This window comes from Acutalibacter intestini (genome assembly GCF_034334985.1).
GTDB lineage: Bacteria > Bacillota > Clostridia > Oscillospirales > Acutalibacteraceae > Acutalibacter > Acutalibacter intestini.
Window position 1 is genome coordinate 28541 of the sequence record NZ_JAWXXL010000008.1, and the last position, 14025, is coordinate 42565.

General features: G+C 56.9%; 12 protein-coding genes and 1 pseudogene. All 13 read left to right on the plus strand.

Annotated features, from left to right (window positions below; all coding sequences use genetic code 11):
• The first annotated feature begins 29 nt into the window (after positions 1-29).
• The 13 genes and pseudogenes from U8U68_RS08470 to U8U68_RS08530 all read left to right on the plus strand — a co-directional run bounded on the left by U8U68_RS08470 (position 30) and on the right by U8U68_RS08530 (position 13827).
• Positions 30-371, plus strand: coding sequence for a DUF7768 domain-containing protein (locus U8U68_RS08470; protein WP_016316827.1), 342 nt, complete (start codon positions 30-32; stop codon positions 369-371).
• A 1-nt stretch (position 372) separates the two neighbouring features.
• Entirely contained in the window at positions 373-1074 is a 702-nt protein-coding gene (locus tag U8U68_RS08475) for an antirestriction protein ArdA (protein WP_322200396.1), read from the plus strand.
• A gap of 62 nt (positions 1075-1136) precedes the next feature.
• The gene (locus U8U68_RS08480) at positions 1137-1619 is read left to right on the plus strand and encodes a PcfB family protein (RefSeq protein WP_437124420.1); all 483 of its coding nucleotides are present in this window, start codon (positions 1137-1139) and stop codon (positions 1617-1619) included.
• The gene (locus U8U68_RS08485; RefSeq protein ID WP_322200397.1) at positions 1606-3447 is read left to right on the plus strand and encodes a VirD4-like conjugal transfer protein, CD1115 family; all 1842 of its coding nucleotides are present in this window, start codon (positions 1606-1608) and stop codon (positions 3445-3447) included. The genes U8U68_RS08480 and U8U68_RS08485 overlap by 14 nt, the downstream gene beginning before the upstream one ends.
• 92 nt (positions 3448-3539) lie before the next feature.
• Entirely contained in the window at positions 3540-3752 is a 213-nt protein-coding gene (locus tag U8U68_RS08490; protein ID WP_016316823.1) for a Maff2 family mobile element protein, read from the plus strand.
• Positions 3753-3764: 12 nt separating this feature from the next.
• Positions 3765-4631, plus strand: a complete 867-nt coding sequence (locus U8U68_RS08495) for a VirB6/TrbL-like conjugal transfer protein, CD1112 family (protein ID WP_160228441.1) — start codon at positions 3765-3767, stop codon at positions 4629-4631.
• 53 nt (positions 4632-4684) lie between these two features.
• Positions 4685-5473 carry a septation protein SpoVG family protein gene (locus U8U68_RS08500; protein ID WP_322200398.1) on the plus strand — a complete coding sequence of 263 codons (789 nt, stop codon included), beginning with the start codon at positions 4685-4687 and terminating at the stop codon, positions 5471-5473.
• Positions 5463-6257: a DNA-methyltransferase gene (locus U8U68_RS08505; RefSeq protein WP_120428669.1), complete on the plus strand. Its 795-nt coding sequence runs from the start codon at positions 5463-5465 to the stop codon at positions 6255-6257. The genes U8U68_RS08500 and U8U68_RS08505 overlap by 11 nt, the downstream gene beginning before the upstream one ends.
• Positions 6254-6781: pseudogene (locus U8U68_RS08510) on the plus strand (MT-A70 family methyltransferase); the annotation flags it as partial. The gene U8U68_RS08505 and the pseudogene U8U68_RS08510, both read left to right, overlap by 4 nt.
• Before the next feature lie 309 nt (positions 6782-7090).
• Positions 7091-7465 carry a PrgI family protein gene (locus U8U68_RS08515; protein ID WP_120428672.1) on the plus strand — a complete coding sequence of 125 codons (375 nt, stop codon included), beginning with the start codon at positions 7091-7093 and terminating at the stop codon, positions 7463-7465.
• The gene (locus U8U68_RS08520) at positions 7434-9776 is read left to right on the plus strand and encodes a VirB4-like conjugal transfer ATPase, CD1110 family (RefSeq protein WP_322200399.1); all 2343 of its coding nucleotides are present in this window, start codon (positions 7434-7436) and stop codon (positions 9774-9776) included. The genes U8U68_RS08515 and U8U68_RS08520 overlap by 32 nt, the downstream gene beginning before the upstream one ends.
• Positions 9757-11442 carry a C40 family peptidase gene (locus tag U8U68_RS08525; protein ID WP_322200400.1) on the plus strand — a complete coding sequence of 562 codons (1686 nt, stop codon included), beginning with the start codon at positions 9757-9759 and terminating at the stop codon, positions 11440-11442. Before U8U68_RS08520 ends, U8U68_RS08525 begins: the two co-directional genes overlap by 20 nt.
• A 594-nt stretch (positions 11443-12036) precedes the next feature.
• Entirely contained in the window at positions 12037-13827 is a 1791-nt protein-coding gene (locus tag U8U68_RS08530) for a reverse transcriptase domain-containing protein (protein WP_016284391.1), read from the plus strand.
• Positions 13828-14025: the final 198 nt, after the last annotated feature.

Below are 14025 nucleotides of genomic sequence, written 5' to 3' on the forward strand. Positions count from 1 at the left end.
AACTATCAAAATATCGGAGGTAAACGACTATGAAACGACCCCTTGCTTACATCACCGCCGCTTGGTATGGCGGCGACACGGAAAACGCGGAGCTTGCCGCGCAGTACTGCCGGGCGGTTTACGATGCGGGCTTTGCCCCTATCTGCCCCGCACTGTTTCTGCCCCTTTTCCTCAATGACGCGGTTCCCGAGGAACACAAGAGCAGCATCGACATTGGCCGTGACCTGCTCCGCCGCTCCCGGGTGCTGGTGGTGTGCGGGCATACCGTCACCGAGTCCATGAAGAACGACATTGCCGTGGCCCAGCGGCTGGGCATCACCGCCACCACCCTTGAGGGCATCCTGACCGTCAAGGGCCAGGGCCGCCGCTGACATGGCCACGCTGTTCGAGGCGTACATCACCAATCTGGGGAAATACAACGAGGGCGAGCTGGTGGGGGAAACGCTGAAATTCCCCACCAGCCCCCAGGCGGTGGAGGCGCTGTTAAAGAATATCGGCGTGGACGGCATACGCTACGAGGAATTTTTCATCACCAGCTTTGACGGCGATGTACTGGGGCTCTATGACTATCTGGGCGAGTATGAAAATCTGGACGAGCTGAACCATCTGGCCTGCCTGCTCTCGGAGCTCCCCCAAAGCGAGATTGAAAAATTCGAGGCCGCGCTCCATATGGGGGCGCATACCTCCAGCGTGGCGGACATCATCAACCTTGCGGAAAATCTGGACTGCTTTGAATTTTACCCGGATATTGAAAGCGAGGACGATTTGGGCCGCTGCTATGCAGAGGACTTGCCGATACCCGCCGAGCTGAAAGACTACTTTGACTATGAGGCATACGGGCGGGACATATCCATCAACGAGGGCGGCCACCTTGCCCCCGGCGGCTATATCGTCCAGACGGGCGATATTAAGGAAGTTTATCACGGGATAGAGGATATTCCCAAGGAGCACAAGGTTTTCGCCCTCCCCCGGCTCTCCATCCGGGAGCAGATGGCCGCCTACAAGGAAGTGATTGACCGTTCCTCTCTGGCGGCTGAACGCAAGCACCCGGAAACAAACCGGGACGAGCGGTGACTTCGAGACAAAATGTCCCAAAGGCCGGATGGCCTATCCCCCATGAAAGGAGGCGGTTCTGATTGATTGACGAGGATGTTTCCCGGCGCACTATCGCGCTATCCATGCGGACGGGAAAGCTGACGGCCCGGGTGCTGGCCTATGCGCTCCGGGCGGCTGGCCGGAAGATACAAAAGGAACGCCGGGCCCACCAGACGCCCCACGGCAGGCAGTCCGTGAAAAAGCTCATGGCCCACGGCGCGGCGACCAACAGCATCGAGCTCACCGGGGCCCCAAAGGAATTTGACCGGGTGGCCCGGAAGTGGAACGTGGATTATGCCTTTTACAAGACCGGGCCGGACAAATATCTGCTATTCTTCAAGTCCGGGCAGGCGGATGCAATCACCGCTTGTTTCTCGGAATACTCCCGCCGGGTGCTGGATAGGGCAAAGACTGACCGCGTACCCATCCGGGAACAGCTCAGACGGGCCGCCGCCGAGATACTGCGCCAGCCCGCGCCCCAAAAGAAAGACCGCGTAAAGGAGGCCGCCCATGAGGACAGATAAGCTGAAAAAGTACCTTTTGCCGAACCTCCCCTATCTGTTCATCGCGTGGGCCTGCCTAAAGGTGGGAACGGCCTACCGTCTGGCGGCGGGGGCGGATTTGGCCCATAAGCTGGTGGGGATGGTGGCGGCCCTCGGCCCGGCCTTTGCCGACTTCGCGCCGGGGCTCAATCCTTTTGACTGGCTCACTGGCATCGCGGGGGCCGTGGCGATCCGGCTGATTATCTATCAGAAAAGCAAAAAAGCCCAAAAATACCGCCGGGATGAAGAATATGGTTCGGCCCGCTGGGGAACGGAAAAAGACATCAAGCCGTTCACCGACCCCAAGTTTGAAAACAACATCATTCTGACCGGGACGGAATTTCTCACCACCAACACCCGGCCCGCCGTCCCCGCCAACGCCCGGAACCTGAATTGCTGTGTTGTCGGTTCCTCCGGCTCCGGCAAGACCCGGTTCTGGCTCACGCCCCAGCTTCTGCAGGCCCATTCCTCCTATGTGGTGGTAGACCCAAAAGGCGGGGTGCTGGAGCAGGCGGGGTATTTCCTGCAAAAGAAAAAGGGATATAAAATCAAGGTTTTCAACAGCATTGATTTTTCCCGCTCTATGCACTATAACCCGCTGGCCTATATCCGCAACGAGGCCGACATTCTGAAATTTGTCAATACCCTAATAGCAAACACCAAAGGCGAGGGCAAGGAGGGCGACCCGTTCTGGACGAAATCAGAAACGCTTTTATACTGCGCCCTTATCGCCTATATCATCTTCGAGGGCCCGGACGAGGACAAGAACATGAACACCCTTGTAGACATGATTTCCGGCATGGAGGTCAAGGAGGACGATGACGATTTTATGAACGCGGTGGACTATATGTTCGCCGGGCTGGAAAAGCGCAAGCCGGACTGTTTCGCGGTCAAGCAGTACAAAAAGTACAAGCTGGCCAGCGGCAAGACTGCCCGCTCCATACTTATTTCATGCGGTGCGCGGCTGGCCCCATTTGACATCCCGCAACTCCGGGAGATTATGAGCTATGACGAGATGGAGCTTGACAAGCTGGGGGACAGACGGACGGCGGCTTTCTTCATCATCAGCGATACCGACACCACCTACAACTTTATTGTAGCTCTGGCGTTTTCGCAGATGTTCAACCTCTTGTGTGAACGGGCGGACAACGTACACGGGGGCCGCCTGCCCCATCATGTGCGGGTGCTGTGGGACGAGGCCGCCAACACCGGGCAGGTGCCGAACCTCGAAAAGCTGGTGGCGGTCATCCGCTCCCGGGAGGTGAGCCTGACGCTGTTCTACCAGCAGTTGGCCCAATGTAAGGCAATCTACGACAAGAACGCGGAAACCATTTTAGGCAACATGGACAGCGTGGTATTCCTCGGGGGCCGGGAGGCCAGCACTATCAAGGAGATTTCCGAGAACTGGCTGGGCAAGGCCACCATCTCCATGCAGACCGAGGGCCGCTCCCGTGGGCAGTCGGAAAGCTACAACCAGAACACCCAGCGGCTGGGCCGGGAGCTTATGACCCCCGCCGAGCTTGCCACCATGCCCGGCGACAGGTGCATCCTGCAACTGCGGGGCCTGCCGCCGTTCTACTCCCGGAAATATGATTTGAAACAGCACCCCAACTACCGATACACGGCGGAGGCGGACAAGAAGAAAAACGCCTTTTCGCTGGAGCGGCTTATCTGCCGCCGTATAAAAAAGCTCAATCCCAACGAGCAGTACACCGTGTACGAGGCGGACGTGCCGGACAAAACGCCCATAGACGAGGACGAGGACATCCTCAACTATGACGATTTGGACGACCCGGACGCTTTTGTATAGCTTTGGGACATTTTGTCCCAAGGAGTAGCCAGCCGCCTACACTGGGCGGCTTTTCTTGTGCCCGGGAATATCCCGGAGAAATGGAGGACTATATGGCATTTTTCGCATCCGCTATCACCACTTTGCAGACCCTTGTTATCGCGCTGGGCGCGGGCCTCGGCGTTTGGGGCGTTGTTAATCTGCTGGAGGGCTACGGCTCGGACAACCCCGGCTCAAAAAGCCAGGGCATGAAACAGCTTATGGCCGGAGGCGGCATCATCGTCATCGGCACGACCCTCATCCCGCTGCTGTCGGGGCTGTTTTAAGGGCGGCGGCTTATGGACTTTCTCACCGACTGGCTCACGGACTGGCTGAAAGAGCTGCTGATTGGCGGCATCATGGGGAACCTTGAGGGGCTCTTTGATACCGTCAATGCCCAGGTCGGAGAGATTGCGGTGCAGGTAGGGACGACCCCGGCGGCATGGAACGCCGGGGTTTTCTCCCTCATCCGCCAGCTTTCCGAGACGGTGATTTTACCCATCGCCGGGCTGGTGCTGACCTTTGTAGCCACCTATGAGCTGATACAGATGCTCCTTGAAAAAAACAATATGCACGAAGTAGACGTGGCGAACCTCTATAAATGGATGTTCAAGACCGCGTGTGCGGTGCTGATACTTTCCAACACGTTCAATATCGTGATGGCCGTCTTTGACGTGTCGCAGAGCGTGATTTCCCGCTCTGCCGGGCTGATACAGGGCTCCACGGCGGTTTCGCCGGATATGCTGAACGACCTCCAGACCACGCTGGAGGGGATGGACTTGGGCCCGCTTTTGGGGCTGTGGCTCCAGTCCTCGGTCATCGGGCTCACCATGCAGGCGCTGGGCATCATCATTTTCGTGCTGGTGTACGGAAGAATGATAGAAATATATCTGCTGACCAGCCTTGCGCCCATCCCCGTGGCGACCCTCTCCAACCGGGAGGTGGGCGGCATGGGGCAGAACTACTTAAAATCCCTTTTTGCCGTGGGCTTTCAAGGGATGCTGATTTTAGTCTGTGTCGGCATCTATGCGGTGCTGGTGCAGAACATTGCCGCCGGGGGCGACCCCATCGGCGCGATATGGGGAACCGTGGGCTATACGGTGCTCCTTTGTTTCATGCTGTTCAAGACCGGGACAATCGCCCGCAGTATCTTCGGGGCCCACTGATTTAGCGGCACTTCGGGACATTTTGTCCCAAAGGCCCGGAGAGGAGGTGCGCTGTGCCGAGGCGGTACAAGTTAGGCCCGGAGGGCGAAATGCGCCGGGCGTGGGGCGGAAAGCTCCCGGAGGAATTTGACCAGCGGGATATGCTGGCGTTCATGGCTGAAACCGACCTGCAACTGCAAGGGGCGGTATCAGCGGAAACACTGTCCGCGATACACGCGGCAGGCTACGACTATACGGGCGGGGCGGTCATCCCCCGGCCCGGAAAGGAGGATTTATCTATGGCGAACACACAGACGGCGGTGCAGACCGCCGAGGAACTGGCGGCGGCCCAGGAGGAAATGCGCCGTCTGATTTTCGAGGCCCCTATCGCGGAGCTGGCAAAACACCAGGGCATCAGCGTGGACGAGGCAGTGGCCCTCCGGGTGGAGCAGAACCTTGCCGCCGCCACTATCCCCATCGAGGTGTCGGTGCGGCCCATTGAGCCCCAGGGCAAGCTGATTGGCTTTGCCAGCGTCAACTTCGGCGGCGTGGTGGTGGACGATTTCAAGGTGGTGAACGGGCAGAACGGCATTTTCTTAGGTGCGCCCTCAAAACCCGACCCCACCAGCAGGACGGGCTACCGGGCCACGGTGCGTATCAATGACCGGGCCACCCAGGAGCGGCTGAACGCGGCGGGGGTGGAGGCGTACCATTCGGCGGTTGAGAAACTTATCGCCCGGGCCGAGGCGGTGCGCCCCGCGCCCATCCGGGAGCAGATGGATAAGGCGGGAAAGGAGGCCGCGCAGAAAAATGCCGCCCGCTCCGCCCCGGCAAAGGGAAAGGAGGGACGGGATGGCAGATAGCCCGGCTTTGGGACAAAATGTCCCAAACCTTAACCCGGAACCCTCCGGGCTCTACCTTATGGACGGCATCGCGGGCCTGCGCTCCCTCCCGGAGCACTCGGTTGATATGCTTCTGACCGACCCGCCCTACGGCACGACCCGCAACTATTGGGATGTGCCTTTGCCGCTCCCGGAGCTGTGGGAGGCGGTGCGCTGGGCGGTCAAGCCCTCCGGGGCGGTGCTGTTCTTCGCCCAGTGCCCCTATGACAAAATCCTCGGCGCGTCCAACCTCTCCATGCTCCGCTATGAATGGGTGTGGTATAAGAGCCGCTGTACGGGATTTCTCAACGCCCGCCGCGCCCCGCTGAAAAAGACGGAGAATATTTTAGTGTTTTACCAAAAGCTCCCCCTCTACAATCCGCAGTTTGAGCAGGGCAAGCCCTATAAGAAAATCGCATCCCAGCGCGACCAGAGCCCCAACTATGGGAAATTTGTCCGCTCCGGGAGCGGCTCGGAGGACGGGCGGCGGTTCCCGGGGAACCTGCTTTCATTCCAGACCGTGGCCCATACCGTCCACCCCACCCAGAAGCCCGTGGAGCTGTGCGAGTATCTGATAAAGACCTACACCGCCCCCGGCCAGGTGGTGGCGGACATCTGCGCGGGCTCCGGCACAACGGCCATCGCCGCGCTGAACACGGGCCGGGAATTTATCTGCTTTGAGACGGCCCCGGCCTTTTACGGCCCGGCCACGGAGCGCATCACGCAGGCGCGGGCGGCTGTGGCCGCTGGCGGAAAGGGGGTGTGACTATCGGTAAATATAACGTGATATACGCCGACCCGCCGTGGCGGTATGCCCAAAAGGGCCTGCAAGGTGCGGCGGAGCGGCACTACCCCACGATGGGGATTGAGGAATTATGCGCGTTGCCCGTGGCGGATTTGGCGGCCCCGGACAGCGTTCTTTTTCTGTGGGCCACGTTCCCCCAGCTCCCGGAGGCCCTGCGGCTTATCAAGGCGTGGGGCTTCCAGTATAAGTCCGTGGGCTTTGTCTGGCTGAAAAAGAACAAAAAGGCGGACAGTTGGTTTTACGGGCTGGGCTTTTGGACGCGGGCCAATGCGGAGGTGTGCCTGCTGGCGACCCGTGGGCATCCCCGGCGCAAGGCCCCCAACGTCCACCAGTTCATCATCTCCCCTATCGAGGGCCACAGCAAAAAGCCGGACGAGGCCCGTGAAAAAATCGTGGCCCTTATGGGGGACGTGCCCCGGGTGGAGCTGTTCGCCCGCCAGACGGCCCCCGGCTGGGACGTGTGGGGGAATGAGGTGGAGCCCACCGAGGGACTTCAAAATTTCGGGGCCCCCGCAAAGTCGGCAGACTTTGTGGGGAGAGGAGGCGCAACGGAACGGGGCGAGCTTTGGGACAAAATGGGTTTGTTGACAAAGTCGACTCTTGAAAAAAGATGCACAAAATTAAGCGGTGAAATGAGGTTATTCAAAGGAAGGGATCGTCTTTTTCCACCTATTTCTTTGTACGTTTTGCCAACGAGCGTTTTTCGTTTAGGACTTTGTCAACAGACCCAAAATGTCCCGAAGTGAGCGGAGTGAAGTTTGTGCCGACGAGTCCCAAAGGAAAGGAGGCTTGAAATGCCCTATGTGAATGTACCTAACGACTTATCCAAAATCAAGACGAAAATCGCTTTCAATCTGACGAAACGCCAGCTTGTGTGCTTTGGCGGCGCGGCCCTTGTGGGAGTCCCCTCCTACCTGCTGGCCCGGAGCGCACTGGGGAACACGGCGGCGCTGTTCCTGATGCTGGGCATCATGCTCCCGGCGTTTCTGCTGGCGATGTACGAGAAAGACGGCCTGCCGCTGGAAAAGGTGGTAAAGAACATTATCCGGGCCAAGTACCTGCGGCCCGGCGTGAGGCCCTACAAGACCGGGAATATCTACGCGCCCTTTACCGGGCAGGCGGGAAAGGAGGCAGTGAATGGAAAACCGAAAAAGCAAAAGAAAGAATAAGGCGGCCTTATCTGCCCAGCAGTCCATCCCCTATGTGGCGATGCACCCGGACGGGGTGTGCCAGCTCCCCGGCGGGCTCTACACAAAGACCGTGGAATATGAGGACATCAACTACTCCGTGGCATCCACCGAGGATCAGTCCGCGATATTCAGCGGGTGGAGCTCGTTCCTCAACTACTTCGACAGCGCCCTCCCCGTCCAGCTCTCCTTTATCAACCGCCGCTCCCACTCTACCAGCCGCTACCATGTGAACATCCCCGCCCAGGCGGACGATTTTGACAGCATCCGGGGCGAGTTCGTGGGGATGCTCAAACGCCAGATTGCCCGGAGCAACAACGGCATCGAACGCTCCAAATATATCACCTTTGGCGTGCCTGCCGAGGGCATCGCCGCCGCCCGGCCCCGGCTTGACCGGGTAGAGGCGGACGTGATGGGGAACCTCCACCGGCTGGGCGTTCCCTCGTCTGCGCTGGACGGGCGGGAGCGGCTGGCCTTACTGCATGGGCAGATGCACCCCGGACGGCGGGAGCCGTTCCGCTTTTCGTGGGCGGACATTTCCAAAACCGGGATGGGGACAAAGGACTTTATCACCCCAAACGGCGGCTTTGACTTCCGGGGCTCCCGGTTCTTCCGTGTGGGCGGCTTTTGGGGCGCGGCGTCCTATCTTCAGATTTTGGCGTCCGAGCTCTCTGACCGCCTTTTGCGGGAAATTCTGGAGCTGGACGCGGAGCTCACCGTCACCATGCACATCCAGACCGTTGACCAGTTAAAGGCGATAAAGACCATCAAGGGGAAAATCTCGGACATTGACAAGATGAAAGTGGAGGAGCAGAAAAAGGCCGTCCGCGCCGGGTACGACATGGACATACTTCCCCCCGACCTTATCACCTTTTCCAAGGACGCGGCGGAGCTCTTGGGGGATTTGCAGTCCCGGAATGAGCGGATGTTCCTCTTGACGTTCACCGTCATCAACCTCGCCCCCACCCGCCAGCGGCTGGAAAATGACGTGTTCACCGTCTCCGGCATCGCGCAGAAATACAACTGTGCGTTAAAGCGGCTGGACTGGCAGCAGGAACAGGGCTTTATGTCCTCGCTGGCCCTCGGCTATAACGAGGTGCAGATACAGCGGGGCATGACAACCAGCTCCACCGCGATTTTCATTCCCTTTATGACGCGGGAGCTCCGCATGGGCGGGCAGGCCCTCTACTACGGCATGAACGCGCTTTCCCACAATGTCATCATGGCAGACCGGAAAAAGCTGAAATCCGCCAATGGGATGTATCTCGGCTCCACGGGCTCCGGCAAGAGCTTTGCCGCCAAGCGGGAATTGATAAACGTCTTTCTTGCCACAAGTGACCGCATCGTTATCGTTGACCCGATGGGGGAATATTCCCCGCTGGTGCGGCGGCTGGGCGGGCAGGTCATTGAGATTGCCCCGGACAGCCCCCACCACATCAACCCGATGGATATTGAAATCGGTTTGAATGACGAGGACAGCCCCCTTTCCATGAAAGCGGATTTTCTGCTTTCCCTCTGTGAGCTGGTGGTAGGCGGCAAGGACGGCCTGCAACCCATCGAAAAGACCGTGATTGACCGCTGTGTGCGGCTGGTGTACCGGGAACTTGCGCTGGGGCTGGAGGGCGCAAAGATGCCTTTGCTCCAGAGCTTGTACGAGGAATTACTCAAACAGCCGGAGCCGGAGGCGAAGCGCGTGGCAACGGCCCTTGAGCTCTACTGTACGGGCTCCCTCAATCTGTTCAATCACCCCACCAACGTGGACTTGAGCTCCCGGGTAGTGTGCATCGTGCTGAAAGGGCTGGGGGAGAACCTCCGCAAGATTGCGATGCACGTCACCAACGAGTTTGTCACCTCGGCGGTGCATACCAACTACCAGAACGGGGCGGCGACATGGTGCTACTTTGACGAGTTCCACATCCTGCTCCGAGACCCGCTGACCGCCAGCTACTTTGTGGCGGTGTGGAAGATGCTCCGCAAAAAGGGCTGTGTGCCCTCGGCCCTCACGCAGAACGTGAAAGACCTTTTGGCCAGCCGGGAGATTGAGAACATTCTGGATAACACCGATTTTCTCGTCCTGCTCTCCCAGGCCCAGAGCGACCGGGCCATCATCGCAAAACAGCTCTGCATTTCTGAGCACCAGCTTTCCTATATCACCCATAGCAACTCCGGCGAGGGCCTGCTGTTCTATGGGAATGTGACTATCCCCTTTGTTGACCGTTTCCCCAAGGGTGAGATTTACAACCTGCTCACCACCCGCCCGGAGGATATAGCCAATGACCAGAGGAACGAATAACGCCGGGCCCGCCGGGGACAAGGGCACTTCGGGACAAAATGTCCCAAAGTCCCCCAAGGGCCCCAAAACCAAAAAATCGAAATTCCGCATGGAAAGCGAACAGGAAAAAATCAGCAAATCCAAGCTCCGCATGGAGACGCGGGAGGACAAGCTGAACCGGGCCCGGAAAAAGCTGGAGGGCAAAAAGCCCCCTAAACCCCGGGGCCCGGTGCGCCGGGTGCTGGGGGCAGCCGGATGGAACGTCCACGGCTTTGTGCATGGCAAGGTTTATGAGGTGGAGCATGAAAACGTGGGAACCGAGGGGGCCCACCGCTCCGAGCTTGTGGGCGAGGCCGCCCTCCGGCATGGGACGCGGTATGCGAAAAAGCGCATCCGGGAGCACCCGGCCCGGGCCGTCCATAAGGCCGAGGCGCAGTACATCAAGGCCCGGGCGGACTACCAGTTCCGCATGGCCGCGCAGGAGAACCCGGAGCTTGCAAAAAATGCAGTTACCCGCTATTGGCACAAGCAGAAATTAAAAAAACAATACGCCAAACAAGCGCGGCAGGCGGCGAAACAGACCGCGAAACAAGGGGCCAAGGCCGCCGGGAAAACCGCCGCCGCCACGGAAAAGCTGGCGGAGCGGGCCGTGGCTTTCGTGAAACGGCATCCCGTGGGGACGCTTATCGCGCTGGCCTGCGTGGTGCTCATTTTGTCGCTCCAGTCCTGCTCGTCCTCCCTTATCACTTTGGGGAATGCCGCCGCAGGCGCGGTTGGGGCCACCACCTACCCCGCCCAGGACGGGGATATGCTGGGGGCCGAGGCCGCTTATTGTTCGCTGGAGGCGGAGCTCCAGCATTATCTCGATACCTACGAAAGCACACACGACTATGACGAGTACCATTTTGATTTGGACGCTATCGAACATGACCCCTATGTGCTGATTTCCTTATTGAGCGCATGGCATGAGGGCGAGTGGACGCTGGCGGATGTCCAGCCTACGTTGCGGATGCTCTTTGACCGCCAGTACACGCTGACAGAGAACGTGGTAAAGGAGCGGCGGTACTACATCGAAACGGATACATGGACGGACGAGGACGGCAATACCCACACCGACAGCTACCGGGTGTATTACGATTACTACATCTGTACTGTGACACTGGATAACTTCAACCTTTCCCATCTCCCTATCTACATCATGGGGGAGGACAAGGTTTCCCGGTATTCCCTCTACATGGCTACGCTGGGCAACCGCCCAGACCTCTTTCCCGGCTCGTCCTATGTGGGGAAATACACCAGCCCGCCGGAAGGCTACGAAGTGCCGGGGGAATATCTGGACGATGAAACATTCGCGGCGATGCTCTCCGAGGCCGAGAAATACCTCGGTTATCCCTATGTATGGGGCGGGAGCTCCCCGGCCACGTCCTTTGACTGCTCCGGCTTTGTTTCGTGGGTAGTCAATCATTCCGGCTGGAACGTGGGGCGGCTGGGGGCCCAGGGGCTTTACAACATCTGCACCCGCACCAGCTCCCCCCGCCCCGGCGACCTTGTTTTCTTCAAGGGAACCTATGACACCCCGGGAGTCTCCCACTGTGGCATCTATGTGGGGGACGGGATGATGATACACTGTGGCGACGTGCGTCCAGATAGGGCGAAAGTAGAAGTAGATGAAAGGGGGATAGATTGAAGGTACTACCCCGTAAGATAACACGGGAATCCACCTGACTAACCGAAAGGCGAAAGCTGACACGGGAACATAGCACGTCAGGAAAGCGGAAAGTCACCTAAAGGCAATCGGGTGCGACTGAACCGCAAGGATAAGTGAATATGAGGATAATTCTGGGTTTGAATCTTGTGAGTTCCCAGTCCCTGTTCAGTGTGGGCATAGGAAATTTGCCTGAAACCTATGGTGCGAACAGTGTTAGAAAGGCGAACCTTCAGACACGTTATCAGCAATGCCGGAAAGGGTTGCCTTCCGGCAGGTTATCAATTATCACGCACGGCACGCCGGAGAACCGGTGTCAACGGAACGAAAGCATATCCGACAATTCACACTTACCTACTACTTTCGTTAACTGGAGATTGCCTAAACCAGAATGCCCGCAAGGGCTATGTGGCAGACACTGAAAATCTGGCATGGCAACGGAGCTTCCATAGTAGTCCGAGAACCCTGAAAAGACAGGGAAAGCCGTAAATACGGATGCGGGAAAGCCGCTCACATGGCGAAGGGAAGCAGTCTGAGCGAATTAAAATCAAAAATTGATTAGGGAGGAAAACCTCAATGAAACCAACAATGGAGATTTTAACCAAATTGCAGGAAAACTCAAAGAAACACCATGATGAAATATTTACAAGGCTCTACCGTTATCTGCTCCGCCCGGATATATACTTTACCGCCTACCAGCATTTGTACTCAAATGACGGTGCTGGAACAAAAGGCGTGAATGAGGATACGGCGGACGGATTCAGTGAGGTATATGTAGAGCGGATTATTGAAGCGTTGAGGACGGGAACATACTGCCCGAAGCCAGTACGCCGAACCTATATCCAGAAGTCCAACGGGAAAATGCGCCCTTTAGGGCTGCCAACTTTTGCGGACAAGCTGGTTCAGGAAAGCATGAGAATGGTTTTGGAGGCAGTTTACGAGCCGGTTTTCTCACACTATTCACACGGGTTTCGCCCAGGAAGAAGCTGCCACACCGCATTAGCGCAACTCAAGAAGGAGTTTATTGGGGCAGGCTGGTTTATTGAGGGCGATATAAAAGGCTGTTTCGACAACATCAACCACACGGTGCTGATTTCCGTACTAAAAAAGAAAATCAGGGACGCCAGATTCCTAAACCTCATTCAGCTGTTTTTAAAGGCAGGCTACATGGAGAACTGGAAATACTATGGTACTTACAGCGGCTGTCCGCAGGGCGGGATTATTTCACCAATCCTTGCGAATATCTACCTGAATGAACTGGACAGCTATGTTGAGGAATTGAAAAAGGAGTTTGATGTCAAGACACCGTACAAAACAACGCCGGCATATCAGGCGATAGCAAGAAAGCGGGCAAACCTCAAAAGAAAGATAGACCGCCGGGAGGACGGTACAGAGCGTGACCTGCTGATAGCGGAATACAAGAAGCTGTCGGGAGAGTTGTATAAAACCCCGGCGAAGCTATGCGATGACAAAAAGATTAAATATGTCCGCTACGCTGATGATTTCCTGATTGCCGTAAATGGGAACAAGCAGGACTGCGAATGGATTAAGGCGAAACTCACGGAGTTTATCCAAGATACCCTGAAAATGGAACTAAGCCAAGAAAAGACGCTGATAACCCATAGCAGTACACCCGCAAGATTTTTGGGCTATGATGTGCGGGTGCGCCGTGACCAGCAGGTGAAGCCGTGGAAGAAATGCAGACAGCGCACAATGAATAATACCGTGGAATTACTGATACCCTTCCAGGATAAAATCGAAAAGTTTCTGTTTTCTAAAGGCATTGTCAAACAAAGAGCCGATAACGGGAAACTGGAACCGGCTGGGAGGCTGTCACTGTTGCGCCACACAGATTTAGAGATTGTGACGGTCTTTGACGCTGAACTAAGGGGGATATGCAACTACTATCATCTTGCCAGCAATTACCGGAACCTAAACTATTTCAGCTATCTAATGGAGTACAGCTGTCTGAAAACACTGTCCGGCAAACACCGGTGCAAGCTGTCTAAAATTTATGACAAGTACCGCATTGGTGAGAAACGCTGGGGGATTCCCTATGAAACGAAAGCCGGGAAGAAAATCCGCCGCCTTACAAAGTTCAATGAGATTGACGGCAAAAAGTGTGAGGACATAGAGCCTGCGATAGTAACGGTTATTTCCAAAGGGAGAACCACGATTGATGACCGGTTAAAAGCCAGAATATGCGAACTTTGCGGAAAGGCAGGTGGGAAATTGGAGGTTCACCATGTAAACAAGGTGAAGAACCTGAAAGGAAAAGAACCGTGGGAACAGGTAATGATAGCAAAACGGCGCAAAACTTTGGTGGTTTGCTATGACTGCCACCAGAAAATACATCATGGATTCTAAGAGTTATTTCTGCAATGGAGCAAAGAGGGCGAGCCGTGTGCATTGAGAGGTGCAAGCACGGTTTTGGGAGGGGGCTGCGCAGACCTACCATAGAAATGTGGCAAGGCGGCGCTTTCCTACTCTACCCTATCAGCTACGCCAACTTAAACAGCAGCTACTGGCAGGCCCACTTCTACGCCTACGGGCGTTTACCATGAA

What these genes read in the sequence shown, in the direction of transcription:
- U8U68_RS08470 (WP_016316827.1), top strand. Translation starts at nt 30, where the DNA reads ATGAAACGACCCCTTGCTTACATCACCGCCGCTTGGTATGGCGGCGAC.
- U8U68_RS08475 (WP_322200396.1), top strand. Translation starts at nt 373, where the DNA reads ATGGCCACGCTGTTCGAGGCGTACATCACCAATCTGGGGAAATACAAC.
- U8U68_RS08485 (WP_322200397.1), top strand. Translation starts at nt 1,606, where the DNA reads ATGAGGACAGATAAGCTGAAAAAGTACCTTTTGCCGAACCTCCCCTAT.
- U8U68_RS08490 (WP_016316823.1), top strand. Translation starts at nt 3,540, where the DNA reads ATGGCATTTTTCGCATCCGCTATCACCACTTTGCAGACCCTTGTTATC.
- U8U68_RS08495 (WP_160228441.1), top strand. Translation starts at nt 3,765, where the DNA reads ATGGACTTTCTCACCGACTGGCTCACGGACTGGCTGAAAGAGCTGCTG.
- U8U68_RS08505 (WP_120428669.1), top strand. Translation starts at nt 5,463, where the DNA reads ATGGCAGATAGCCCGGCTTTGGGACAAAATGTCCCAAACCTTAACCCG.
- U8U68_RS08515 (WP_120428672.1), top strand. Translation starts at nt 7,091, where the DNA reads ATGCCCTATGTGAATGTACCTAACGACTTATCCAAAATCAAGACGAAA.
- U8U68_RS08520 (WP_322200399.1), top strand. Translation starts at nt 7,434, where the DNA reads ATGGAAAACCGAAAAAGCAAAAGAAAGAATAAGGCGGCCTTATCTGCC.
- U8U68_RS08525 (WP_322200400.1), top strand. Translation starts at nt 9,757, where the DNA reads ATGACCAGAGGAACGAATAACGCCGGGCCCGCCGGGGACAAGGGCACT.
- U8U68_RS08530 (WP_016284391.1), top strand. Translation starts at nt 12,037, where the DNA reads ATGAAACCAACAATGGAGATTTTAACCAAATTGCAGGAAAACTCAAAG.